This is a genomic window from Nocardia otitidiscaviarum (assembly GCF_007362295.1).
Lineage (GTDB): Bacteria > Actinomycetota > Actinomycetes > Mycobacteriales > Mycobacteriaceae > Nocardia > Nocardia otitidiscaviarum.
Genome location: NZ_CP041695.1, coordinates 1,911,559 through 1,936,134 on the forward strand (window position 1 = coordinate 1,911,559; position 24,576 = coordinate 1,936,134).

General features: G+C 68.7%; 23 protein-coding genes. 13 read left to right on the forward strand and 10 right to left on the reverse strand.

The genetic code is table 11. The features are described 5' to 3' along the window. Window positions 1–10: 10 nt before the first annotated feature. Window positions 11–553, forward strand: a complete 543-nt coding sequence (locus FOH10_RS08135; protein WP_039812215.1) for a YceI family protein — start codon at window positions 11–13, stop codon at window positions 551–553. 4 nt (window positions 554–557) lie between these two features. On the opposite strand, the gene FOH10_RS08140 is transcribed toward FOH10_RS08135, so the two are convergent. Both FOH10_RS08140 and FOH10_RS08145 read right to left on the reverse strand, forming a co-directional pair. Next, window positions 558–1,094, reverse strand: a complete 537-nt coding sequence (locus FOH10_RS08140) for an NUDIX domain-containing protein (protein WP_143980269.1) — start codon at window positions 1,092–1,094, stop codon at window positions 558–560. Between the two features lie 697 nt (window positions 1,095–1,791). Continuing rightward, complete coding sequence (locus tag FOH10_RS08145; protein ID WP_244961784.1) at window positions 1,792–2,715, reverse strand: IclR family transcriptional regulator; 924 nt, start codon at window positions 2,713–2,715, stop codon at window positions 1,792–1,794. Window positions 2,716–2,951: 236 nt separating this feature from the next. Between FOH10_RS08145 and cysD the strand changes: the two genes are divergently transcribed. Genes cysD through FOH10_RS08170 form a run of 5 tightly spaced genes read left to right on the forward strand, consistent with a single transcriptional unit; the run spans window position 2,952 to window position 8,917 of the window. Continuing rightward, a complete protein-coding gene (gene cysD / locus FOH10_RS08150) occupies window positions 2,952–3,857 on the forward strand; it encodes a sulfate adenylyltransferase subunit CysD (protein ID WP_143980270.1) in 906 nt (301 codons plus the stop codon). Then, window positions 3,857–5,710 (forward strand): adenylyl-sulfate kinase, encoded by a 1,854-nt coding sequence (cysC, locus tag FOH10_RS08155; protein ID WP_143980271.1) that lies wholly within the window; start codon window positions 3,857–3,859, stop codon window positions 5,708–5,710. Before cysD ends, cysC begins: the two co-directional genes overlap by 1 nt. After that, window positions 5,707–6,942, forward strand: a complete 1,236-nt coding sequence (locus tag FOH10_RS08160; RefSeq protein WP_143980272.1) for a hypothetical protein — start codon at window positions 5,707–5,709, stop codon at window positions 6,940–6,942. The genes cysC and FOH10_RS08160 overlap by 4 nt, the downstream gene beginning before the upstream one ends. Window positions 6,943–6,980: 38 nt before the next feature. After that, window positions 6,981–7,766 carry an SDR family oxidoreductase gene (locus tag FOH10_RS08165; protein WP_143980273.1) on the forward strand — a complete coding sequence of 262 codons (786 nt, stop codon included), beginning with the start codon at window positions 6,981–6,983 and terminating at the stop codon, window positions 7,764–7,766. Between the two features lie 20 nt (window positions 7,767–7,786). After that, window positions 7,787–8,917: a sulfotransferase family protein gene (locus tag FOH10_RS08170; RefSeq protein WP_143980274.1), complete on the forward strand. Its 1,131-nt coding sequence runs from the start codon at window positions 7,787–7,789 to the stop codon at window positions 8,915–8,917. A gap of 11 nt (window positions 8,918–8,928) precedes the next feature. Here FOH10_RS08170 and FOH10_RS08175 read toward each other — a convergent pair whose 3' ends face one another. Next, window positions 8,929–9,561, reverse strand: coding sequence for a TetR/AcrR family transcriptional regulator (locus FOH10_RS08175; protein WP_143980275.1), 633 nt, complete (start codon window positions 9,559–9,561; stop codon window positions 8,929–8,931). Between the two features lie 113 nt (window positions 9,562–9,674). Here FOH10_RS08175 and FOH10_RS08180 point away from each other — a divergent pair, with 113 nt between their 5' ends. The 4 genes from FOH10_RS08180 to FOH10_RS08195 all read left to right on the forward strand — a co-directional run bounded on the left by FOH10_RS08180 (window position 9,675) and on the right by FOH10_RS08195 (window position 13,532). Then, window positions 9,675–10,826: an acyl-CoA dehydrogenase family protein gene (locus FOH10_RS08180; RefSeq protein WP_143980276.1), complete on the forward strand. Its 1,152-nt coding sequence runs from the start codon at window positions 9,675–9,677 to the stop codon at window positions 10,824–10,826. Window positions 10,827–11,153: 327 nt separating this feature from the next. Further along, the gene (gene fabG, locus FOH10_RS08185) at window positions 11,154–11,894 is read left to right on the forward strand and encodes a 3-oxoacyl-ACP reductase FabG (RefSeq protein WP_221937946.1); all 741 of its coding nucleotides are present in this window, start codon (window positions 11,154–11,156) and stop codon (window positions 11,892–11,894) included. A gap of 15 nt (window positions 11,895–11,909) precedes the next feature. Next, complete coding sequence (locus tag FOH10_RS08190) at window positions 11,910–13,067, forward strand: acyl-CoA dehydrogenase family protein (RefSeq protein WP_143980278.1); 1,158 nt, start codon at window positions 11,910–11,912, stop codon at window positions 13,065–13,067. Window positions 13,068–13,079: 12 nt separating this feature from the next. Then, window positions 13,080–13,532 carry a MaoC family dehydratase gene (locus FOH10_RS08195; RefSeq protein ID WP_143980279.1) on the forward strand — a complete coding sequence of 151 codons (453 nt, stop codon included), beginning with the start codon at window positions 13,080–13,082 and terminating at the stop codon, window positions 13,530–13,532. A gap of 74 nt (window positions 13,533–13,606) precedes the next feature. Here FOH10_RS08195 and FOH10_RS08200 read toward each other — a convergent pair whose 3' ends face one another. The 5 genes from FOH10_RS08200 to ctaE all read right to left on the reverse strand — a co-directional run bounded on the left by FOH10_RS08200 (window position 13,607) and on the right by ctaE (window position 18,829). Further along, window positions 13,607–14,278, reverse strand: coding sequence for a YdcF family protein (locus FOH10_RS08200; RefSeq protein ID WP_143980280.1), 672 nt, complete (start codon window positions 14,276–14,278; stop codon window positions 13,607–13,609). A 223-nt stretch (window positions 14,279–14,501) separates the two neighbouring features. Next, complete coding sequence (gene qcrB, locus FOH10_RS08205) at window positions 14,502–16,127, reverse strand: cytochrome bc1 complex cytochrome b subunit (RefSeq protein WP_143980281.1); 1,626 nt, start codon at window positions 16,125–16,127, stop codon at window positions 14,502–14,504. Further along, window positions 16,124–17,281: a cytochrome bc1 complex Rieske iron-sulfur subunit gene (gene qcrA / locus FOH10_RS08210; RefSeq protein WP_085996383.1), complete on the reverse strand. Its 1,158-nt coding sequence runs from the start codon at window positions 17,279–17,281 to the stop codon at window positions 16,124–16,126. The genes qcrB and qcrA overlap by 4 nt, the downstream gene beginning before the upstream one ends. Then, window positions 17,278–18,159 (reverse strand): cytochrome bc1 complex diheme cytochrome c subunit, encoded by an 882-nt coding sequence (gene qcrC / locus FOH10_RS08215; RefSeq protein ID WP_143980282.1) that lies wholly within the window; start codon window positions 18,157–18,159, stop codon window positions 17,278–17,280. The genes qcrA and qcrC overlap by 4 nt, the downstream gene beginning before the upstream one ends. Before the next feature lie 52 nt (window positions 18,160–18,211). After that, window positions 18,212–18,829, reverse strand: a complete 618-nt coding sequence (ctaE, locus tag FOH10_RS08220; RefSeq protein ID WP_029929373.1) for an aa3-type cytochrome oxidase subunit III — start codon at window positions 18,827–18,829, stop codon at window positions 18,212–18,214. Between the two features lie 234 nt (window positions 18,830–19,063). Between ctaE and FOH10_RS08225 the strand changes: the two genes are divergently transcribed. Both FOH10_RS08225 and trpD read left to right on the forward strand, forming a co-directional pair. Continuing rightward, window positions 19,064–19,459, forward strand: coding sequence for a hypothetical protein (locus tag FOH10_RS08225; protein ID WP_143980283.1), 396 nt, complete (start codon window positions 19,064–19,066; stop codon window positions 19,457–19,459). 97 nt (window positions 19,460–19,556) lie between these two features. Then, window positions 19,557–20,606 (forward strand): anthranilate phosphoribosyltransferase, encoded by a 1,050-nt coding sequence (gene trpD, locus FOH10_RS08230; RefSeq protein WP_143980284.1) that lies wholly within the window; start codon window positions 19,557–19,559, stop codon window positions 20,604–20,606. A gap of 317 nt (window positions 20,607–20,923) precedes the next feature. Here trpD and FOH10_RS08235 read toward each other — a convergent pair whose 3' ends face one another. Then, the gene (locus FOH10_RS08235; RefSeq protein WP_029929370.1) at window positions 20,924–21,199 is read right to left on the reverse strand and encodes an Lrp/AsnC family transcriptional regulator; all 276 of its coding nucleotides are present in this window, start codon (window positions 21,197–21,199) and stop codon (window positions 20,924–20,926) included. 310 nt (window positions 21,200–21,509) lie between these two features. Here FOH10_RS08235 and FOH10_RS08240 point away from each other — a divergent pair, with 310 nt between their 5' ends. Further along, entirely contained in the window at window positions 21,510–22,031 is a 522-nt protein-coding gene (locus tag FOH10_RS08240; RefSeq protein WP_143980285.1) for a DUF3558 domain-containing protein, read from the forward strand. Between the two features lie 421 nt (window positions 22,032–22,452). On the opposite strand, the gene FOH10_RS08245 is transcribed toward FOH10_RS08240, so the two are convergent. Beyond that, window positions 22,453–24,471 carry a DEDD exonuclease domain-containing protein gene (locus FOH10_RS08245; protein WP_143983936.1) on the reverse strand — a complete coding sequence of 673 codons (2,019 nt, stop codon included), beginning with the start codon at window positions 24,469–24,471 and terminating at the stop codon, window positions 22,453–22,455. Window positions 24,472–24,576: the final 105 nt, after the last annotated feature.

A 24,576-nucleotide genomic window follows, 5' to 3' on the forward strand; every position in this document is an offset into this window, starting at 1 on the left:
CGTCTCCGGTATGACGACTTCGACACAGCCCACCCTCGCCACCGGTGCCTGGACGCTCGACACCGCGCACTCCTCGGTCAACTTCACCGTCCGCCACCTGGGCATCTCCAAGGTTCGCGGCCGATTCAACCGCTTCGAGACCGAATTCGTGGTGGACGAGACCGGTGCCGCCGCCGTCTCCGCGACCATTCACCTCGACTCCTTCGACACCGGCAATGCCGACCGCGACGCCCACGCCCGCGCGGCCGATCTGCTCGATGTGCAGTCCCGGCCCACCCTCACCTTCAAGGCGCTCGAACCACTGCGCGTCACCGAGGACTTCCAGGTCACCGGCGAGGTCACCCTCGGTGGTGTGACCGCGCCCGTCACCCTCGACGTCGAATGGGGCGGCCTGCAACCTTTCCCGCAGACCGGCGACAACCACATCGGGTTCACCGCCACCGGCACGCTGAAGCGCACCGATTTCGGCGTGGCCACCGCCATCCCGTCGGCCATGATCAGCGACAAGGTGGCGATCGAGTTGGACATCCAGCTCATCGAGCCGAAGGCGTAAGAGCTCAGCGCGTGCGCTCGTGGAAGAGGAGCAGGGTGTAGGCGGCGACGGTGTCGGCGTCGATGATCACCCCGGAGCTGATCATGGATTCGAGTTCGGCCCGGGTGAACCAGGCCGACCGCATATCCTGCTCCTCCACCTCCCGCTCGTGCGGACCCGCGGTCAGATCGGTGGCCAGGAAATAGTGTCCGCGGTTGCTGCACACGGCCGGGGCGGGGGCCAACTCGCCCAGATACGTCATGGTGGCGGCCCGTAGCCCCGTCTCCTCCCGCAGTTCCCGATGCGCGATCTCGATCGGTTCGGCGGCGGTGGCGCGATCGGGCAGCGATCCGGCCGGAAACTCCCAACTCCGCCGCCCGAGCGGATACCGGTACTGCTCGACCAGGTGGAACCGTTCCCCGTCGCGCGGCACCACGATCGCGAAGTCCGAACGATCCACCACGCCGTAGATGCTGGTGCTGCCGTCGGCCCGCCGAATGGCGTCCTCCCTGACCGTCATCCAGGCATTCGAATAGACCTCACGCGAATCGATCGTCTCCATGCCTGACGATCCTGCCGGACGAGCGGCGGCCCCCGCCGCTGCCCCGGTATTCGGGGGCTCCCGACCCGCCCGCCCACCCATTACCGTCGCCCGCGTGGGGTCACGGCCCCACGGTGTCCGGCCGCACTGCCCTGCGGCCGGGATATGGCCTGGGCGTGCGCTTTTCGGTCCCGAACGAGCGGTAGCGCCCGAATCCGGGAAGCGTCGCCCAGGCCGCCCGAGCGCTTGGGTTCGGCGCGTCTGCCCAACGCGCTGGGCTGGCCTGCGTCGTGCCGCTGCGTGCCCGCGTCGCGTGCTGTGCGCTGTCTGGGGTGGTGTGTGCTGCCTGGCGTGATCTGCACTGCCGCGGGTGCCGCCGCTGAGCTATGCCGCATCGTCCAGGACACGGACCGCGTTGGCGATCGCGTGCGGGCGGTGGGCCGGCATCAGGACGGGCGGTCTCGGGCCAGGGTGCGCAGGGCAGCGGCGGCCTCGTCGCCGGGTTCAGGGCGGCTGTATGAGCCTGGTCCGTGTGCTGTGCCCGACCTGCGTGATGCTCATTCTCCGTGCGTCCCAAGCTCTTTCGCATACGGTGTCCGTACGTGCGCGCCAGGTGGCGCGAGTTGCGCCCGGTTGCGTGTCACGCCCCGTGGTGCGGCACATCCGGTCGCGAGTCACCCGTCCGCGCGAGTGCGCGCTGGTCGTCGTGCGGCTCTGCTTATCGCTGTCCCCCGGCTATCGCGGCAGCGGCAGCCATGGTGTCGGTGGCCAGGGCATCCAATGCGGCCGCGGTGAGATTGGTGTCGGGGCAGGCGACCACGGCGGCGGCGACGTGGCCGGTGGTGCGGCCCGTACCGGCGCCGGCGGTACCAGCACTGCCGGTGGTGACACGGTTCGTGTCGAATATCGGCGCGGCGACCGAGACCACCGCGTTGTGGTCGGTGAGTTCGTCGGGCAGGTAGTCGATGGTGATGAGGTCGGTGATCATCGCGTTGAGGCGGTGGCGCAGGGGATCGGTGACGGGGGAGTGGCGGAGGGTGGAGAGGGCCTCGAGCATGGGGGTGGAGTCGTCGGCGAGGCGCTCGACCGCGTAGCCGCGGGTGCGGATGGCGTCCAGTACGGCGCTCAGGCGGGGGCGGTGGGACGGGTCGGCGGTGGCGATCCAGGCGTCGCGTTCGGGCGCGGGGGCCCAGGCGACGAATTCGCGGCAGACCGGCGGGGCCAGGGGGAGGCGGCGGCCCACCCGGATCCAGGGCACCGAGGGGCTGCCGATGACCTCCGTGACGAGGATGGCGTCGGCTTCGCGTTCGGCGAGGAAGACCGGAATATCGTGCTGGGCGGCCAGCTTTCGCATGGGTTCGGCGGCCAGGCGGCGCAGCGGGAAGGCGGCTTCGGCGCGCCGCGCGACCGTCACCAGTTCCAATCCCAGGCTGTAGTTGCCGCTGTCGTCGCGCAGCGTCCAGCCGTCGGCGGTGAGCTGGGTCAGCACCGCGTGCGCCGTCGCCCGGGACATGCCGGTGGCGCGGACGATGGCCGCCAGCGAGAGGTGTTCGGCCGGGCGGCGGGAGAGCAGCTCGATCACCCGCACCACCCGCTGGGTAGGCGGAGAGGCGGACGGCTCGGGCTGGGCGGCTGCGGTCATCGTTCGTCCTGCTCGTCGGTGCGCGAAGGGCGTGCGCAGGTGTGGAGGGCATGTGGAGGTGTGGAAGCGGCCCCGGGGCAGGGGAATTCACCATGGGCTATTGACCGCCGTCAGGCTCGCCGCCTATCGTCGGTGTCACATTATCGAACAATAGCGTCGAATATTCGACACCGCAACCCGGCGGGCTCCTCGGGAAAACGGCTCGGGTGGCGTTCGGCGCGATAGGTGAGTGAGTGATGCCCACGGGATACGAGCTGTCGCATCTGACAGCGCTCGAGGCCGAATCGGTGCACATCATCCGAGAGGTCGCGGCCACCTTCGAGCGGCCGGTACTGCTGTTCTCGGGCGGCAAGGATTCGGCGGTCATGCTGGAACTGGCGCGACGGGCGTTCTGGCCCGCACCGCTGCCCTTCCCGCTGCTGCACATCGACACCGGGCACAACTTCGACGAGGTGATCGACTTCCGGGACCGCACCGCCGAACGGCTGGGCGCTCGCCTACTGGTGGCGCGGGTACAGGACGATATCGACGCCGGGCGGGTGGTGGAGCGACCGGGCGAGACCCGCAACCGCCTGCAGACCACCACCCTGCTGCGCGCCATCGGCGAACACCGCTTCGACGCGGTCTTCGGCGGCGCGCGCCGCGACGAGGAGAAGGCCCGTGCCAAGGAACGGGTGTTCAGCTTCCGCGACGAGTACGGGGCCTGGGATCCGCGCGCCCAGCGCCCCGAGGTGTGGAACCTGTACAACGGACGGCACCGCAGGGGTGAGCACATCCGGGTGTTCCCGCTGTCGAACTGGACCGAGCTGGATATCTGGGAGTACATCGACTCCGCCGCCGTGGAACTGCCGTCGCTGTACTACGCGCACCGTCGCGAGGTGGTGGAGCGCGACGGAATGCTGTTGGCCACCAACCGTTTCCTGCCGCTCGGCCCGGGGGAGCGGCCCTACGAGACCACCGTGCGCTTCCGCACCGTCGGCGACGCCACCTGCACCGGCTGCGTCGAATCCGGCGCCGCCACTCCCGCCGAGGTGATCGCCGAAACCGCCGTCACCCGCCTCACCGAACGCGGCGCGACCCGCGCCGACGACCGCATCTCCGACTCCGGCATGGAGGATCGCAAGCGAGAGGGCTACTTCTGATGCGCCGCAATCTCTTACGCCTGGCCACTGCGGGCAGTGTGGACGACGGCAAGTCCACCCTCATCGGCCGCCTGCTCTACGACTCCAAAGCCCTGTTCAGTGACCAGCTCTCGGCCATAGAGAAATTCAGCACCGCGCGCGGCGACCAAGCCCCCGACCTGTCACTGGTCACCGACGGCCTGCGCGCCGAACGCGAACAGGGCATCACCATCGACGTCGCCTACCGCTATTTCGCCACGCCCCGACGGAAATTCGTCATCGCCGACACCCCGGGCCATGTGCAGTACACCCGGAACATGGTGACCGGAGCCTCCACCGCGGACCTGGCGCTCATTCTGGTGGACGCCCGCAAGGGTGTCTCCGAGCAGACCCGCCGCCACGCCTTCCTGTCCTCGCTGCTGGGCGTCGGCCACCTGGTGCTGTGCGTCAACAAGATGGACCTGGTGGACTTCTCCCGCCACCGCTTCGACGAGATCCGCGAGGAATTCGCCGATTTCGCCACCAAACTCGAGGTCCGCGACCTGAGCTTCCTGCCGCTGTCGGCCCTGCACGGCGACAATGTGGTGGAACCCTCCCCGCACACCCCGTGGTTCCCGGGCCCGCCGCTGCTGCGCCACCTCGAGGATGTGCACATCGCCTCGGACCGCAATCTCATCGACGCCCGGCTGCCGGTGCAGTACGTCATCCGCCCCAGCGGTGAGACGCGGCGCAGCTACGCGGGCACCATCGCGGGCGGCGTGTTCAAACCCGGCGACGAGATCACCGTGCTGCCCTCGGGACGCGCCACCCGCGTCGGCCAGATCTGGGGGCCGGGCGGCAGCAAGGTGGAGGAAGCCTGCGCGGGCATGGCCGTCTCCCTCACCCTGGACGACGAGATCGACATCGGCCGCGGCGATATGCTCGCCCGCCCCGGCAATCAGCCGCATCAGGACCGGGAACTCGACGCCATGGTGTGCTGGTTCTCCGACGACACCCAACTGCGGCCCGGCGACCGCTACGCCATCCGCACCGCCGCCCAGACCGCGCAGGTGCGGGTGCGGGCGCTCGACTACCGCCTGGACGTGAACACCCTGCACCGGGTGGAGGACGCGCCGCTCCTGGCGCTCAACGACATCGGCCGCGTCACCCTGCACAGCACCCAGCCCATCCTGTTCGATCCCTACCGCGCCAACCGCGCCACGGGCAGCTTCATCCTCATCGACGAGCACACCGATCAGACCGTCGCCGCGGGCATGATCACCGGCCGCACGCCGGTACAACCGCAGGCCCGCGGGCCGGTCACCTGGCACCGCTCGGCGGTGGAGCGCACCCAGCGGCTGTCCCAGGGCAGGACGCTGTGGCTGACCGGGCTGTCCGGCTCCGGAAAGTCCACCATCGCCGTGGAATTGGAGCGGCAGCTCATCGCCGCGGGACGCCCCGCCTATCTGCTCGACGGGGACAACCTGCGGCACGGCATCAACGGCGATCTGGGATTCGGCGACGACGAGCGGCGGGAGAACATCCGCCGGGTCGCCGAGATCGCGGCGCTGTTCGCCGATTCCGGCACGATCGCCATCGTCTCGCTGATCAGTCCCTTCGCCGCCGAGCGGGAGAACGCGCGAAAGATCCACGCCGACAAGGGGTTGGAATTCCACGAGATCTTCGTCGACACCCCGCTGGCCACCTGTGAGGACCGGGACCCCAAGGGGCTCTACGCCAAAGCCCGCGCCGGTGAGATCACCCGATTCACGGGGATCGACTCCCCGTACGAACGCCCCGAGCACGCCGACCTGGTGGTCACCCCCGCCGACGGCACCCCGACCGCCATTGCCGAACTCATCCGCCGAGAGCTAGGAATCGCTGAACACCGATGACCGCATCCGACACCGCAGACGCCCCCGATACCCCCGCCACCGGGCCGGACCAGGCGGCGCTGCCGTTGACCGATCCCTTCCTGGCGGCCGTGGCCGAGGCCGAGAAGCTCATCGCCGCCGCGCCGTTCATCCGCACCGACGCCGACCTCGCCGAGGGCTACGACTATCTGGCGGCGAGTATCTCGGCCTGCCTGCGCCTGTCCGGCGCGCACGGCACCTCGCATCCGTACTTCGTCAGCTCCACCGGACCGCACGCCAAGATGGGCCTGGACAACCCGGACACCCTTTACTACCACGCGAATATCGAACCGACGGCCGAATACCTGGTGACCGGGGTGCGCGGCAGTACCGTCGACCTGAGTTTCCAAGTGCTCAAAGGTGATTACACGGCCACCGACGTGCCGGGCGGTGACGACGCCTTCGACGACCGTCGGATCGAGATCGACGCCGACGGTCGCTACCAGCTGCGCTTCGGCCCGCCCAGGGCGAATCCGGAGCCGAACTACTTCGTACTCGGCGAGGGCGCGTCCATGCTGGCCGTGCGGGAGGTGTACGGCGACTGGGCGAACGAGACCAAGGGCCGCATCCGCATCGAACGCGTGGACACCGTCGGCACCGCCCCGATCGAGCCCGATACCGCGCAACTGCGCAAACGCTACCGGGCCGCCGGGAAGATGCTGCTCTCGCGCATCCACACCTGGTTCAACTTCCCGAAATGGTTCTACCTGGACCTGCCGGTCAACACCCTCACCGCACCCCGGCTCACCCCCGGCGGACTGAGCACCCAGTACTCCTCGGTGGGCCACTACGACCTCACCGACGACCAGGCGCTCGTCATCACCATCCCGCGCTCGCGCGCCCCGTATCTGGGCTTCCAGCTGGGCAGCATGTGGTACATCTCGCTGGACTACGTGAACCACCAGACCAGCCTCAATCACGCGCAGGCACAGGTGGATCCGGATGACATGGTCCGCATGGTGGTGTCGGCGCGCGATCCGGGCATCGCCAACTGGATCGAGACCACCGGCCGCGGTCAGGGCATTCTCCAGTTCCGCTGGCAGCGCACCGATCGGCCCATCACCCCCGAGGAAGGTCCGGTCGCCGAGGTGGTGCCCTTCGACAAGGTCGCCGCCCACCTGCCGCACCACGACCACAACCGCATCGACGCGGCGGGCTGGCGCGAGCGCATCGCCGCCCGCCAACGCGCCTTCGCCGACCGGCAACTCGGCTGATCCCGCTCGGCTGATCCCTACAACGCACAGGAACCCTCATGAACAACCCCATGCTGGCCGACAAGGTCGTCGTCGTCAGCGGCGTCGGCCCCGGCCTCGGCCGCTCCATCTGCACCGAATCCGCCGCCGCCGGAGCCACCGTCGTGCTGGCCGCGCGCACCGAATCCCGGCTGAAGGAGGTGGCGGCCGAACTGGAGGCGGCGGGTGCCGAAACCCTCTGCGTGCCCACCGATATCACCGACGACGAGGCGGTGCGCACGCTGGTGGCGCGCACCCTGGACACCTTCGGCCGCGTCGACGTCCTGGTGAACAATGCCTTCGCGGTACCGTCCATGAAGCCGTTGGAGCGCACCGACTTCCAGCAGATCAGCGACAGCCTGGATCTGACCGTGCTGGGCAATCTGCGGATGACCCAGGCGTTCACCCCCGCGCTGGCGGAGTCCAAGGGTGCCGTGGTCATGATCAACTCCGCGGTGCTGCGGCACTCCGAACCCCGCTACGGCAGTTACAAACTCGCCAAATCCGCACTGCACGCCATGTCGCACACCCTCGCCACCGAACTCGGCCCGAAGGGTATTCGCGTCAATACCGTCGCCCCGGGCTACATCTGGAACGACCAGCTGAAGTGGTACTTCGGTGAGATCGCCAAGAAGTACGGCATCACCCCGGAACAGGTGTACGAGCAGACGGCGGCCAAATCGGACCTGAAGCGGCTGCCGGAACCCGACGAGATCGCCCGCGCCGTGGTGTTCCTGGCCTCCCCGTGGGCCAGCGCCATCACCGGGCAGACCCTCGACGTCAACTGCGGCGAATACCACGTCTGAGAGTGGAGGAACAGACAATCATGAGCAGACGTACCGGCGTCGGAACGGTCGAGGACCTGCACGCCTCCGCCACCAAGGTCTGCGGTCTCACCGATTTCGGGGCCGACGACTACACCGAGGCGCTCGCCGTGCTGCTGGAGTCCTACCAGCGCGACGCCGACCTGACCGAACTCGGCAGCAAGATGAGCCGCTACTTCCTGCGCGGCGCACTGGTGGCGCGGGCGCTGAGCGAGGCGTCCTGGCAGGCCCATCCCGGCTACGCCGACACCCCGGTCACCCGGCCCATCTTCGTGACCGGGCTGCCGCGCACCGGCACCACGGCCCTGCACCGGCTGCTCGCCGCCGATCCGGCCCATCAGGCCCTGGAGATGTGGCTGACCGAATTCCCGCAACCCCGGCCGCCGCGCGACACCTGGGCCGACAATCCGGTCTACCAGCGCATCGACGCCGGATTCGCGCAGCACCGCATCGAGAATCCGGAATTCATGGGCGTGCACTACATGAGCGCCGCCGATGTGGAGGAATGCTGGCAGCTGCTGCGGCAGACGGTGAAATCCATCGCCTACGAGAGCCTGGCCTACCTGCCCACCTACTCGCGGTGGCTGCGGGAGCAGGACTGGACCAATGCCTATGTGCGGCACCGGCAGAACCTGCAACTCATCGGACTCGGCGACCAGCGCCGCTGGGTGCTCAAGAACCCCAGCCACCTGTTCGCCCTGGACGCGCTCATGCGGGTGTACCCGGATGCGCTCATCATCCAGACCCACCGCGATCCGGTCACCATCGTCGGCTCCTCGTGCAGTCTGTCCGAGCAGGCCACCAAGGGTTGGTCCAACTCCTTCGGCGGGGCGAAACTGGGTGCGGCGCAACTGGAGCTGTGGTCGCGCGGCTGGCGGGAGTTCACCGCGGCGCGGTCGCGCTATCGCGCCGATCAGTTCCTCGACATCCAGTTCGAGGATCTGCGGGCCGATCCGATGGGCACCATCGAGACCATCTACAAGGCATTCGGCATGGAGCTCACCGATGCGGCCCGCACGGCCATGCTCGCCCTCGACGCGGAGAGCAGATCCGGTGACCGCAAGCCGTCACACCGGTACTCGCTGGCCGACTACGGGCTGACCGAGGATCAGGTGCGCGCGGAATTCGCCTAGCCCGGATTCGTTCAGGACGGGCCGGGGCTGTCGGCGCGCAGCCCCAGCCCGTCCACGAAGGCACGCAGCGCCAATTCGAAACTCTCGGCGTCGATTTCGTCGGACCGGGCGCGCAGCAGGTGCGCCTGCTCCAGATGCGGATAGCGGTCGCGGTAGACCCGCACATCGTCGACGAAGCCGCGAGAGAACGAGCCGACGGTCGAGCCCATCACCAGATAGCGGGTGGCCGCGCCGATCATGGTGGCCTCGCGCGGCGGCCAGCCCGCACCCACCAGACCGCCGTGCACCGCATCGGCCGCGCGCAGGTTCTCCTCCCGCTGCCCCGGCCCGGAGGCCAGGTACGGCACGAAATTCGGATGCGCCACCAGGGCGGCGCGATAGGAGCGCGCCCACTCCATGAGTCCGTGCCGCCAGTCGCCGGACTCGAAGGCCGAGGTATCGACCCGGCTCATGAGGCTGCGGGCGATATCGTCGAGCAGATCGTCCTTGGTGGGGTAGTGGCCGTACAGTGACGCGGCCTGAACGCCCAGTTCGGCCGCCAGCTTGCGCATGGACAGCTCACCGAGACCGTCGCGGTCGACGAGGGTCAGCGCCGCCTCGCGAATGCGGTCGCGGCTGAGCAGCGGCACCTTCGGCCTCGCCATCGCCCTCACCTCTCTCGTCGGAGCCGAATCCAGCACCTGGCTCTTGATCAACCGAACAGCGTTAGGATACCGTCTGCGGCGTTAAACCTAACACTGTTCGGTTAGGAGTGGAGATGGACTTCGAACTCGGCGACGCGCACCGCGAACTGCGGGAGGTCGCCCGGGCGTGGGTCGACAAGGAGGTCGTGCCGTTCGCCACCGAGTGGGACCGCGCCGAAGCGGTCGATCCGGCGATCGTCGGCAAACTCGGCGCGATGGGCTTCCTCGGCATCGAGATACCCGAGGAATACGGCGGCTCCGGCGGCGACGCCCTGGCCTACTGCCTGCTGCTCGAGGAGTTGGGTCGCGGGGACAGCGCCGTGCGCGGCATCGTCTCGGTATCGCTGGGCCTGGTCGCCAAAACGATCAGGACCTACGGCAGTGCCGAGCAGCGCGCGCACTGGCTGCCGCGGCTGTGCGCCGGACAGTCACTGGGCTGCTTCGGCCTCACCGAACCGGGCACCGGCTCCGACGCCGCCGCGCTGACCACCCGCGCCGCCCGCGACGGCGACGAGTGGGTGCTGTCGGGCACCAAGATCTTCATCACCAACGGCACCCACGCCGATATCGCGCTCGTCTTCGCACGCACCGGCGGGCCGGGGCCGAAGGGTGTGACCGCCTTCCTGGTGCCCACGGACACACCGGGATTCGGCCGCACCGAGATCAAGGGGAAACTCGGCCTGCGCGGTCAGGCCACCGCGGAACTGGTGCTCGACGACGTTCGGGTGCCCGATACCGCGCGGCTCGGCGCGGAAGGCCAGGGTTTCCGGATCGCCATGGGGGCCTTGGACAAAGGCCGCATGGGCGTCGCGGCGGGCTGCGTCGGCGTGGCGCGGGCCTGCCTGGAGGCGTCGGTGCGCTACGCCGGGGAGCGCGAGCAGTTCGGCAAACCCATCGCGTCCTTCCAGCTGGTGCAGGAACTGCTCGCCGATATCGCCGTCGAGGTCGACGCCGCGCGCCTGCTGACCTGGCGCGTCGCCGACCTGATCGAGCGCGGCCAGCCCTTCGGCACCGCCGCGTCCATGGCCAAGCTGTTCGCCAGCGAGGCGGCGGTCAAGGCCGCGAACAATGCCATCCAGGTCTTCGGCGGCTACGGCTATATCGACGAGTACCCGGTGTCGAAGTACCTGCGCGACGCCCGCGTGCTCACCCTCTACGAGGGCACCAGCCAGATCCAGAAACTGCTCATCGGCCGCGCCCTCACCGGCGTGAACGCCTTCGCGTGAACCGCGCCCCGGCATTACCCGAAAGATACCGCCCGACAGGAGAATTCCGTGTCCGAGAATCCCGCACCGGCCGAGCTCACACCCGCCGAGCTCACACCCGCCGAGCCCGCGGCTGCCGATCGCGCACCCGCCGATCCCGCGGCTGCCGACCGCGCACCCGTCGACTCCGCGCCGCTGAATCTCGCGGCTGGGGCACCCGCGCCCGCGAGTTCTGCGTCCCCGAGTCCCGCGCCTCCGAGCGCACGGTCCACGAGTCCCGCGCCTCCGAGCGCACCGTCCACGAGTCCCGCGCTCGTGACTCCCGGGTCCGGGAACGCAGCACAGCCGGTGGCCTTCGTGACCGGTGCCGCCCGGGGGATCGGCGCGGCCATCGCGCAGCGGCTCGCCGCCGACGGGGCCGTCGTGGCGGTCGTGGACCTCGACGAGTCAGCCTGCGCCGCGACCGTGGACGCCATCGTCGCGGCGGGCGGCAAGGCCATCGCCGTGGCCTGCGATGTGACCGCCGAGGATCAGGTGGACGCCGCCGTCGACCGGGTGGCGGCCGAACTCGGCTCAGTGGACATCCTGGTCAACAATGCCGGGGTGCTGCGCGACAACCTGCTGTTCAAGATGTCCGTGGCGGAGTGGGACACCGTCATGTCGGTTCACCTGCGCGGAGCGTTCCTGTGCAGCCGGGCGGCTCAGCGGCATATGGTGGCGCAGCGCTCCGGCAAGATCGTCAACACCTCCAGCGTCTCCGCGCTCGGCAATCGCGGGCAGGCCAACTACAGCGCCGCCAAGATGGGCATCCAGGGCTTCACCCGCACCCTCGCCATGGAACTCGGGCCCTACGGCATCAATGTCAACGCCGTCGCACCGGGCTTCATCGTCACCGAGATGACCGCCGCCACCGCCGCCCGTCTGGGCGTCAGTTCCGAAGAGCTGCAGGCCAAGACGGCCGAGATCACCCCGCTGCGACGGGTCGGCCAGCCCGCCGATATCGCCGATGTGGTGGCCTTCCTGGCCTCCGAGAATGCAGCCTTCGTCACCGGGCAGACCGTGTACGTCGACGGCGGACGCCGTCTCTAGGGGATCGAGAACATCATGCGCAGAACGGTTTTCACCGCCGACCACGACGCCTTCCGGGAGACGGTGCGCGCCTTCATCGCGGCCGAGGTGGTGCCCGTCTACGAGAAGTGGTACGCCGAGGGCATCGTGCCCCGCGAGTTCTACTACAGGCTGGCCGAACTCGGCGTCTTCGGCATCGAGGTGCCCGAGGAGTACGGCGGAGCGGGTATCGAATCCTTCAAGTTCCAGGCCATTCTCATGGAGGAGACCGCGCGCGCCGGAGTGTCCTTCGGCGGTTCGGGCGTCCATGTCGGACTCTGCCTGCCCTATCTGAAATCCCTCGCCACCGCCGAGCAGAAACAGCGCTGGCTACCGGGCTTCGTCACCGGCGAACTGATGTTCGCCATCGCCATGACCGAACCCGGCACCGGCTCCGACCTGGCCGGCATGCGCACCACCGCCACGCTGTCCGAGGACGGCACCCACTATGTGCTCAACGGCGCCAAGACCTTCATCACCGGCGGCGTGCACGCCGACCGGGTGATCGTCTGCGCCCGCACCGCGCCGCCCACCGAACAGGACCGCCGCCACGGGATCTCGCTGTTCGTCGTGGACACCACGGCGCCCGGCTACACCGTCGGCCGCAAGCTCGACAAACTGGGGCTGAAGGTCTCCGATACCGCCGAACTCACCTTCACCGACGTGCGGGTGCCGGTGGCGGATCTGCTCGGCGCGGAACATCAGGGATTCTCCTACCTCGGTCGCAACCTGCCGCAGGAGCGACTGTCCATTGCCGTCGGCGCGTACGCGCAGGCCACGGCCGCGGTGCGGTTCGCGAAGGAATACACCCGGCAGCGCAGTGTTTTCGGGCAACCGGTGGCCAGCTTCCAGAACACCAAGTTCGAACTCGCCGCCTGTCGCGCCGAGGTCGACGCCGCCGAGGCCGTGGTGGACCGCGCCCTCGATGCCCTCGACGCCGGGGAACTGACCCCCGCCGACGCCGCCTCGGCCAAGCTGTTCTGCACCGAGGTCGCCGCCCGCGTCATCGACCGGTGCCTGCAACTGCACGGCGGCTACGGATTCATCAACGAGTATCCGATCGCCCGGCTGTACGCCGACAATCGCGTCAACCGGATCTACGGTGGCACCAGTGAGGTGATGAAGATGATCATCGCCAAGGATATGGGACTGTAAGGAGCGCGACGCATGACCGAGTTCGCGGACTTCGACGCCCTGCGCGCCGCCGCCGGCACCGAGATCGGGGTGAGCGAGTGGCTCACCGTCGATCAGCGGCGCATCGACCTGTTCGCCGAGGCCACCGGGGACCACCAGTGGATCCACGTGGACGCCGACCGCGCCGCCGCCGGACCCTACGGCGGCACCATCGCGCACGGCTTTCTGACCCTGTCGCTCATCGTGCCGCTCACCCAGCAGATCATGACCGTGCGCTGCGCCAGCGCCGGAATCAACTACGGGCTGAACAAGGTTCGCTTCATCACGCCGGTTCCGGCCGGTGGGGCGATTCGGGCGCGGTTGACGCTGAACTCCGTCACCGACGTCCCCGGCGGGGTGCAGGCCGAACGCACCGTCACCGTCGAACTCGACGGTGCCGACCGTCCGGCCTGTGTGGCCGAGAGCATCACTCGCTATCTGATGTGACTCCGGGTCCGGTGGCGTCGCTGCCCCGCACCGCCGCGGTGTCGCGCGGCGGGTTGTCGGGGGTGGGGGCGCCGTTACCGCCCGGGGCCGAACGGCTGCGCCGACAGGGGCGTCTCATCGGGGGTCATGGTCGCCACCACCGAAATTCCGGCGGCCTGGAAATTGCTGAGCGCGCGCCCGATGTGATCTGCGGAAGTGATGAGGATGGCGGTCGTCGCGCCGATGGCCGCCATCACCTTCGCCGAGAAGGCCGCGTTCTGCACTGTCGAATTCGCCTGGGTCTCGACATGGATGCGCTGCGGGGGAAGGCCGCGCGCGATCAGCCACTCCGCCATGGCCGCCGCCTCGGGCACGCCATTGCGCGGATTGCCGCCGGTGACGATGACCGGCGCGGCGGGGGAGAGCACCGCCGAGACGTATCCGGCGTGCAGCCGATTGATCAGTTCCGGACGCATGGACCCGTCCGGCAGCAGCCCGTAGCCGAGCACCACGATGGCGGTGTTCGGGGTGAACAGCGCGGGCAGTTCCAGGCCCGGCAGGCGCACGGTCGTCACCGAGTCGATGGCCGCGAGCACCTCGTCGGTGATTCCGGTGGACGGATGTGCCGGGGCGGCAGCGGGTTCGGCGAACGCCGGGGCCGCGGTGAGGGCCAGGGCGGTCACGGCCGCACCCGTGACCACGAGCCGCGTGACCGTGCGGGCCGCGTGCCGCAGGGTGGGAACGGGGGGAAGGAGCTGATCGAACATCGGGGTGACCTCCTGACCACAAGATGTGACAAGTAGTCGGTTCACATTTTCATCAATGATCACCCGTGCCGTACCGGCCGGTAGGCGAATCCGCGAAATCGGCACGCATTGGCGCGAACCGACAATCGGCACGTACTCGCGGACAACGCAGCAGGGCCCCGAGTCGAATTCGACTCGGGGCCCTGCCCTGTGACGATCAGTGAGAACTGCGCTCAGTGAGAACTCAGTGCTCGCTGTGCTTTCCGCTGGAACCGGCATCCTGCGCCGCCTCCAGCGCCGCCAGCATGTCGTGCTCCTCCTGGTGCGCCAGCTGCGCGTTGGACTCGACCTCGGCGGGCGGATCGGCCCGCAGGAAGGAACCCGAACCCGGCTTGCCGGCCGAACCCAGCTTGGACATCTTCTTCGGCACCGGAGCGCCCTGGTACTCCAGGGGGATCGGGTGGCCGTGCGAATCCACCGGGCCCAGCGGCTGGTGGATCTCGATGTACTCGCCGTGCGGCAGGCGCTTGATCACGCCGGTCTCGACACCGTGCTCCAGCACCGCGCGGTCGCTGCGCTGCAGGCCGATGCAGAACCGGTAGGCGATGAAGTACGCCAGCGGCGGGCCGACCAGCAGCAGGATGCGACCACCCCAGGTGGTGGCGTTCAGCGAGATGTCGAACTTGAACGCGATGATGTCGTTCACGCAGGAGATGGTCAGCACCAGGTAGAAGGTGATGGCCATGGCGCCGATGGCGGTACGCACCGGCACGTCGCGCGGACGCTGCAGCAGGTTGTGCCGGGCGTCGTCACCGGTGAGGCGCTTCTCGATCCACGGGTAGGCGATCAGCACCGTGAACACCAGACCCATGATCAGCGCCACCCAGAACACCGCGGGCACCGTGTAGTTGCCGATGTAGATCTCCCACGGCGGCATCAGACGCGCCATACCGTCGGTCCACATCATGTAGAAGTCCGGCTGCGAACCCGCCGAGACCTGAGACGGGTTGTACGGACCCAGGTTCCAGATCGGGTTGATCTGCAGCAGACCACCCATGAGCGCGATGATGCCGAGGGTGAAGCAGAAGAACGCGCCCTGATCCGCGGCGAACACCGGAACGATGCGGGCACCCACCACATTGGTTTCCTTGCGGCCCGGACCGGGGAACTGGGTGTGCTTCTGGTACCAGACGATCGCCACGTGCGCCGCGATCAGCGCCAGCATGATGCCCGGCAGCAGCAGCACGTGCGCGATGTACAGACGCGGAATGATGATGTCGCCGGGGAAGTCGCCGCCGAACATCAGCCAGTGCAACCAGGTGCCCACCACCGGAACACCGATGGTGATACCCGAGAAGGCCGCGCGCAGACCGGTACCCGACAGCAGGTCGTCGGGCAGCGAGTAGCCGAAGAAGCCCTCGAACATGGCCAGGATCAGCAGCAGCGAACCGATCACCCAGTTCGCCTCACGCGGCTTGCGGAACGCGCCGGTGAAGAAGATGCGGAACAGGTGGATGATGATCGACGCCGCGAACAGCAGCGCCGCCCAGTGGTGCACCTGCCGGACGAACAGGCCGCCGCGCACCTCGAAGGAGATGTTCAGCGCCGTCTCGTACGCCCGCGACATGCCGACGCCGCGCAGCGGCTGGTACGCGCCGTCATAGGTGACGTGCGCCATCGACGGGTCGAAGTACAGCGTCAGGTAGATACCCGACAGCAGCAGGATGATGAAGCAGTAGAGCGCGATCTCACCGAGCAGGAACGACCAGTGGGTCGGGAAGACCTTGTTGATCGAGCGCTTCACGAAGGCCGCGGCCTGATACCGCTCATCCATTTCGTTGGCCTGTGCGGCCGCTTTGCTTGGGCTCATGAACGACGCTCCCAGAAGGCCGGTCCGAGCGGCTCGATGAAGTCGCCGTTGGCGACCAGGTAGCCCTCGGAGTTGACGGTGATCGGCAGCTGCGGCAGCGCGCGGGCGGCGGGACCGAAGACCGGCTTACCCCATTCGGTCGCGGAGAACTGCGACTGGTGGCAGGGGCACAGGATCCGGTTGGTCTGCTGCTCGAACAGCGAGGTCGGGCAGCCCAGGTGGGTGCAGATCTTCGAGTAGGCGAAGTAGTCGCCGTAGTTGAAGCTCTCCTGGCCCTTACGCTTGACCGCCTTCTCCGCGTCCGCGGTGCGCAGGCGGATCAGCATGACGGCATTGCGGATACCGCGCAGCGACTGCAGGGTCTCGTGCGAGTCGCCCCGCCACTCTTCCTTCCAGGGGAAGACGGTCTCCATCGCGCCCGCGTCCAGATCCTCCGGACGCACCAGCACGATGTCCTCGATGCGGCCGGTGTCGCGGCGCAGGTAGACGGTCTGACCCGGGTAGTCCGGGGTCCAGCCCGACACCCACAGCGGCGACTTGTCACCCTTGGCCCACGGGTTCTTCACCATGCCGCCGACGAAGACGAACAGCGCGCCGATGCCCAGCAGGCCCGCGCCCAGACCCGCGGTGCGGGTGATCATCTTGCGGCGGGCCAGCGTGGAGGTGTCCAGCGCGTCCTGCAGCTCGGCGGCCAGGGTGCGGCGGTTGGTCTCCGAGGACTTGCCGTCGTGGCGGTCCTGGATGGAGATCTCGGCCGGGATGAACTTCTTGCGGATCAGCACCACCGCGATACCGATGGCCAGCACCGCGATACCCAGCGACAGGCCGACCAGCGGCGTGTACAGGCTGTAGGCGGCATTGCCCTCGTCATTGCGGGACTTGTAGCTCCACGGCCAGAACAGGAAGACGCCGATCAGCGCGACGGCCGACAGCGCCGAGATGCCGAACCACATCGCCACCTGACGCTCGGCCCGCTTCTCGGCCCGGGTGCCGGGCACCGGCCAGCGCGGCGCGCGATAGGCGACGTCGACACCGTCCATCTTCGTGCCGAGTTCGACCAGTTCGTCCCGCGACAGCGCGTCGAGCTGCTCCTCGGTCAGATCCGTCTGCGGCGTGGGGTGGTCCCCCATGCTGTTTCGCTCCTCTTCGCTCATGACCGGGATCCGATCCACATGGCGGAACCGACCAGCAGGGTGATGCCGACGATCCAGGCGGCCAGACCCTCGGTGGCGGGACCGAAGCCGCCGAGGCCGTAGCCGCCCTCGGACTGGGTCTCGGTGCGGTCCTTGACGTAGGCGACGATGTCGCGCTTCTCCTCCGGCGTCAGCTGCCGGTCGGAGAACTTGGGCATGTTCTGCGGGCCGGTGAGCATCGCGGTGTAGATCTGCTGCTCATTGGCCGGTTCCAGCGGCGGCGCGAACTTGCCGGACGACAGCGCGCCACCCTTGCCGGTGAAGTTGTGGCAGGACGCGCAGTTCATGCGGAACAGTTCGCCACCGCGACCCAGATCGGCGCCCCCGATCAGCGACTCCTGCGCGATCTCGCCATCGGCGTCGCGGACCACGGTCGGGCCGCCGCCGTTGGCGGCGATGTACGCGCCCAGCGCATCGGTCTGGCGGGCGTCGAACTTGGGGGGCTTGCGCATGATCTGCGCCTCGTTGCGGACCGCGGGCATGCGGCCGGTGGAGACCTGGAAGTAGACCGCGGCCTCACCGACGCCGATCAGGCTGGGACCGCGATCCTCCACACCCTGCAGGTTGACGCCGTGGCAGGTGACACACGAGGTGTCGTAGATCTGCTTACCCTCGCGCAGCAGCGCGGACTGATCCTCGTTCGCGGTCGCGACCTGGGCGTCCGGGGTCAGCGCCGAGGCCGTGAAGCCGGCTCCGACGAGGCCCATCAGCAGAACCAGACCGCCCGCGAAGCGCCGCTTGCCGCGCCGCCGCTTGCGGATCTTGGTGGCCTGATTCTCTTGCGCGCTGCCGATCCCGGGGCCGCTGGGATCTGGCGCTGACGGGGGAGATGAACTCATCTGTGTCCCTTTGGAGTAGACGGAACCGACTGTGCAGAAGCTCTTGTCCGGACTAGCGGACGAAGTAGATCGTGGCGAACAGCCCGATCCAGACGATGTCGACGAAGTGCCAGTAGTAGGAGACGACGATCGCCGCCGTGGCCTGCGCCGGGGTGAACTTGCTGAGCGTCGTGCGCACCAGCAGGAACACGAAGGCGATCAGACCGCCGATGACGTGCAGGCCGTGGAAGCCGGTGGTGATGTAGAACACCGAGCCGTAGACGCTGCTGGAGATCGAGGTGCCCTCGTGCACGAGGTGGTAGTACTCGTAGCCCTGGCCCGCCACGAAGAACGTGCCCATGAGCAGGGTGATGAAGTACCAGCGCCGCAGGCCGAACACATCGCCCTTCTCCGCCGCGAAAACACCCATCTGGCAGGTGAAGGACGACGCGACCAGCACCGCGGTGACAGGCACGGCGAGTGCCATGTTCAGCTCGGTCGGCTCCGTCGGCCAGCCGAGTTCGGGGTTGGCCTGCGCGCGAGCAACGAAGTACATGGCGAACAGGCCGGCGAAGAACATCAGCTCGCTCGACAGCCAGATGATGGTACCGACACTGACCATGTTGGGCCGGTTCAGCGAATGCACACGCTGGGTAATGGCCGATCCTGGGGTCCCTACTGCGGTCGTCACGCCGGTAAGTATGACCCCTTGTAGTACGACAGGTGTAGCCGGGTACGAAACTTCGGGGCGCGTGTCGGAAACCGCAGCGCGAGAGGATCTCCCGAGTAGCGCCCGGCGTGTCTCTCGAGCAGGGCTTTTCTGCTGCCGGGGCGATTCGCGGCGGTGACGGCACCCAAGCTAGAGCACGTGGCTGAGAAAAAGGCAAGAGTGAAACCTGTGATCCGGACCCGCGGAAGGAACGAAATGACCTCGAAGACCTGGTGGCGGCGGCTGTTCGGGCGGGCGACCGTGCCCGAACTCGATCCCTCCGACACCGATCTGGTGGAGGTGGTGTCGAGTTTCGACGACGCCGAAGCCTGTTCGACCGCACTGGAGCGGGCCACCGGCTGGACGCCGCAGCGGCCCGCGGTGCTGCGGCACCTGCTGCGACTGCCCGCGGCGCAGGTGGAGAGCGCGGCCGCCATCGCCGCACAGGACGGATACGCGGTGCACGAGCGCGGCGCCGGCGATCCGTGCGAGGTGGTGCTGCAACGCGTGCAGCTGCTCGACGCGCTGCACTGCTCGCAGGAACGCGCGCGCATGGCCGGATTGGCGCAGCGGCACGACGGGACCGCCCTCGGCTGGACGGCCTGGCAGTGAAAGCCGGTACCGCCCGGGGGAAAATCCCGTGCCCGGCGCACTAGGCTGCTGAGGGAGCACTGGTGTGCCGAAACCACCAGCAACGGGAGAGAGAAGCATGAGCGCGCGCAGCTGGAGGGAAATCCTCACCATCCTGACCGAAGGACGTGACCTGTCCACGGAGGAGGCGGCGTGGGCGATGAACGAGATCTTCACCGACAACGCCACCTCCGCCCAGATCGCGGCCTTCGGCGTGGCCATGAAGATGAAGGGCCCCTCGCTGTCCGAACTGAGCGGGCTGGCCTCGGGCATGCTCGCCCACGCCCGGCGGGTGGAACTCGACTTCGGTGCCGTCGACATCGTCGGCACCGGCGGTGACCGCTCCGGCAGCGTCAATATCTCCACCATGTCCTCGATCGTGGTGGCCGCCAGCGGGGTGCCGGTGGTCAAACACGGGAACCGGGCGGCGTCCTCCAAGAGCGGCGGGGCCGATGTGCTGGAGGCGCTCGGGGTGAAGATCGCGCTCGGGCCGGAGGCGGTGGAACGCTGTGTGCGCGAGGTCGGGGTGGGCTTCTGCTTCGCGCCCATGTTCCATCCGTCACTGCGATTCGCCGGGCCGGCGCGCAGTGAGATCGGCATCCCCACCGTATTCAATGTGCTGGGGCCGCTGACCAATCCGGCGCAGCCGCGGGCGGGGCTCATCGGGTGCGCCTTCGAGGACCTGCTGCCGACCTATGCGGGCGTGTTCACCGAGCGCGGCGCCTCGGCGCTGGTGGTGCGCGGCAACGACGGACTCGACGAGATCACCACGGTGGACACCACCGACGTGTGGGTGGTCGCGGGCGGACAGCGCCGCCGCGTCACCGTCGACCCGGTCGAACTCGGGATTCCGCGAGTGGAGCCCGCCGCGCTCCAGGGCGGGGATGCCGCCATGAACGCGGTCATCGCCCGCAATATGCTGGCGGGCGAGCCCGGTCCGGTGCGGGACGCGGTGCTGCTGAACTCGGCCGCGGCCATCGTGGCCTTCGAACTCGACAGTGTCGAGACCGATCTGCACGACAAGCTGGCCGGAGCGTTGAAGCGGGTCGCGACCGCGGTCGACTCCGGGGCGGCGGCCGGGCTGCTCGACCGGTGGGCGGCACTCAGCAATGAACTCGGTACCGACTGAGGGATTTCGACCGCGGCGGGGGTACGGCTTCCCGCGATTCTCCCCGTCGAGTCCGCTCGGCGGGGAGATCTCGTTATCGCGTAGCCGGTGTGTTGCTCATCGATCGATAGCCGGTCGCCACGTTAGGGTGCACGGGATTGCCAGCCGTGCCGATGCACCCGACGCGGATGCACCGCGGCTCGAGTGAGGAGTTCAGCATGCGCGACGCTCTGGCCAAATCCGGGCTGTTCGCGGCCGTCTTCATCGTGGCCGCCCCGATGGCGCTCGCCGCGCTCACCACGGTGGGGACCCGACTACGCGGCTGAGTTCGCGCGGCACTACTCGCCGATGGAGAATCCCGCCTCCACATCGGCGCGCGCATAGGACTTGAAGGCGATATTGGTGACGGTGCGCAGCACACCCGCCGTCTTGTTGATCCTGCCGGTCACCACCTCGGCGATCTGCTCATGATCGCGCACCCGCACGATCGCGATCAGGTCCACATCGCCCGCGCACGAATACACCTCGGTCACGCCGTCGATATCGGCCAGCGCCTGCGCGGTCTCGGGAATGCGGGCGGCCTCGGCGTGGATGAGCACGATCGCGGTAATCATGACGCCACTGTATTGGATCGCGCCCGCCCACCGCTGCGGCCGGGCGCGGGCGGGGCGGGCGTCCAGGCGCGGGGCGCCGAACCGCGCGTCGTCGTGGGCGGTTCGGTGCGTCGGTAGCCGACGGAGTGGTCAGGCGTGGCCGCTCGCGGGGGCTGCGGTCCGTCGTTCGTAGGATGGTCAAGCGGGTTGGTTGTTCGCGGGGCGGTCGATGAGGCCATTGCTTGCGGCGTGGCCAGGGGCCGGTTGTTTCGCGGGGTGGTCGGGGTCCGTTGCCCGCGAGGCGGCCGGGGGGTCGGTAGCATTGCAGGGTATGCGGGGGGTTGCCGGATTCCTGGTCGGAGCGTGCGCGCTGCTGGCCGGTGCCTGTGGGTCGGAGGCCGGGCGGGAGGAGACGGGTGACCGGCCGCCGGCGCGGGTGGCGGCGCCGGGTCCGTTCACCGGCGAGTGCGGTCACGTGACGGATGCCGAGATACGTTCCACCACCGGTCTTTCCGAGCCCTCCGACATCTTCCGCAACTCCGTCACCTGCCGCTGGTTTCATACCGCACAGCACACCGATGTGACCTTCACGTCCTATCGCGGCAGCCCCATCGACCGCGAACGCGCCTGGGAAGCCCTGTGGGGCCGCGACATCCGCTCCCTCACCCTGGCGGACCACCCCGGCTTCCTCTCCCACAGCCCCGACGGCCCGACCCGGGAAGTCTGCGTGCTCGCCGTACAACTCGGCGACGACTTCTTCGAGTGGTCCTACCGCGGCGTCGTCACCCACCCCCGCGCCAGCTGCGACATGGTCCAGAACTTCGCCGACCTGACCATGCGACGGATGGGGTGAGTACCGGCGGGGCGAGCCGAGATTCGCAGTGGACAGCGGCACGGTCATCGGTGCGGTTTCGAGTGCGGCTCCGACGCGGTCATGCGCGTCGTCGACGCCGCGGCCCTGGAGCCTCGCGCTCAAACGCGCGTCGCGAGGGGGAACTGGTGGCGGCAACGGCCGAGAGGACGCCGCCACCAGTTCCCCCTCGCGATGGCTGCGGGGGCGGGTGGTCGGTGTGGGGCGGAGTGGGCGTAGGCGGGGCGAGTCCATGATCGCCTGGAGCGTCGCTGTAGTGGGGCGGAGGCGCTTGTTGGCGGACTGTGGTGGGGTGGGGGTGCTGCCTGTCACGGCATTCGCGCGTGCGCATCTCCTCGGCGGGTCCGGCATGGCGGCTGGTGCGGGCGGCGATGTGCCGGGCGGAGGAGCCGCGAGGCGCATGTCACCCTGGGTCGTCGATGGGCTGTTCACCGCGGGCCGCCGCGTCGGCACGGTCGAGCCAGCTCGTCCATGCGCCTGCGCCGAGGCGGGGTTCGCCGTAGCCGTCGGAGGTGCGGACGATGCGGGTGCCAGGTTGTTCCAGCCAGCGGGCGAGGAGGGCGGCCTCCTCCGGAAGTGCGCCGCGCAGTGGGGGATACGGGCCGTCGTCGAGTATGTCCCCCGCGGGCATGCGGTCGGGTGTGCTGGGTGGTGTGTATCCAGAGGTGTGGCCGGGCGTGGTGAGTGTGCAGCCCGGGATGGGGTCGGGTGTGCCGGGTGCGTGGCCTGCGGTCTGGTCGGGTGTGGTGAGTGCGTGTCCCGAGGTGCGGTCGGGCGTGGTGAGTGTGTAGCCCGGGGTTGGGTCGGGTGTGCCGAGTGCGGGTTTCGGGGTTTTGCCGGGCGTGCCGGGCGGCAGCGTCGGATCGGGTGCGGTCGTGTCGGGGGGAGTGCTGTCGTGGAGGCGGGTGGGGATGACGGTTTCGGCGGCGGCGACCAGGTGGTCGACGACCGGCATGGGGGGTACGCCGCGGGCTGCGGTTCCGGCGGCGGCCAGGCGGGCGTGGCGGATGACGGCGAACTCCCAGCCGCCCGCGCCGTCGGGGCGGGCGGCGATCAGTTCGGGGATGCGGGCCAGGGCGGCCAGGCGCTGGGTGCGGCGCAGTGCGCGCAGGACGGTGGCCAGGCGGTCGCGGAGGCGGGCGGCGGATTCGAAAGTCTCTGCGTCGGAATAGGTTTCGATGCGTGCGTGAATGGCGTGCAGTGGTTCGTCGGAGCGGCCGGTGAACAGTGCGCGGACCGCTTCGGGAGCGCGGTTGTACTCCTTTATATATAGGGGTGCGTTTCGGGCGCTCGCCGGGCAACCGCCGACCACGGCGGGCGGGCACTCATGGCGGCCGTCGCGCGGGATGCGGACGGTGCAGGTGCGCAGGCCGGTGTACTCGGCGATCGTCACCCCCACCTCCGCTGCGTCCGTCCGAGATCTGAAGGGCCCCAGGCTGTATCGCGTCGGCGTCCGCGAGACCGCGAACCGGGGGAACGGCTCCTCGGTGAGCGTGAGCCACCACGCCCGCTGCGGGAACTTCGACCGGCGGTTGTACGGCGGCGCGTGCGCCATGAGCAGCCGCAGCTCCCGCACCCCGGCCTCGAGCCCGTGCGCGCACACCACGTGGTCGACCCGGGTGGCCAGCCGCACCATCTCCCGCATGCGCGGTCGGGTCTCCGAATCGGTGAAGTAGCCGCGTACCCGGCGGCGCAGATCGACCGCCGTCCCTATATAGAGGACCTCGTCGGAGGGACCGCGGAACAGATACACCCCGGGCGCGGTCGGAAGATCCACCGCCAGCACGCGTTTGGCGCGCTGCTGTCGCGTGACCTCCGGCAGATAGTCGACGAGTTCGGTGAGGCTGTGCACGCCCAGATTCCCGACCCGACCGATGAGCGCGTGCAGTACGTCCACGGTGGCGCGGGCATCGTCGAGTGCGCGGTGCGTGGGCGTCGTCTCCGCGCCCAGCAGCTGCGCCAGTACCGATAACTTCACCGAGGGGGCCTCGTCACGGCCCAGGATGCGCCGTGCCAGTTGTACCGTGCACACCACCTGGAACGCGGGCCAGGCCAGCTCACAGCGCAATGCCGCCGCCTTCAGGAAACCGAGATCGAAGCGTGCGTTGTGGGCCACCAGCACCGCACCCGCGGCGAACTCCAGGAAGCCGGGCAGGACCGCGTCGATCCGGGGCGCGTCGTAGACCATGGCCGTGGTGATGCCGGTGACCTGCACGATCTGCGGTGGAATCGACCGCCCCGGGTTCACCAGGGTGGCGAACTCGCCCAGTACCTCGCCACCGCGCACCTTCACCGCGCCGATCTCGGTGATGGCGTCGCCCTCGGGGCTGGTTCCGGTGGTCTCCAGGTCCACGACCACGAAAGTCGTGGCGTAGAGCGGAGTGTCGAGGTCGTCGAAGGCGAGCTGCTCGGGCACGGCCAGCAAGCGTAGGCCGGGGGTCCGACATGTTTTCACGACGGAAATGTCCGTTTATCTGACCGAGATTCTCGAGATGAATGACCCGAATTGCGAAAGTATGCCTCTTTG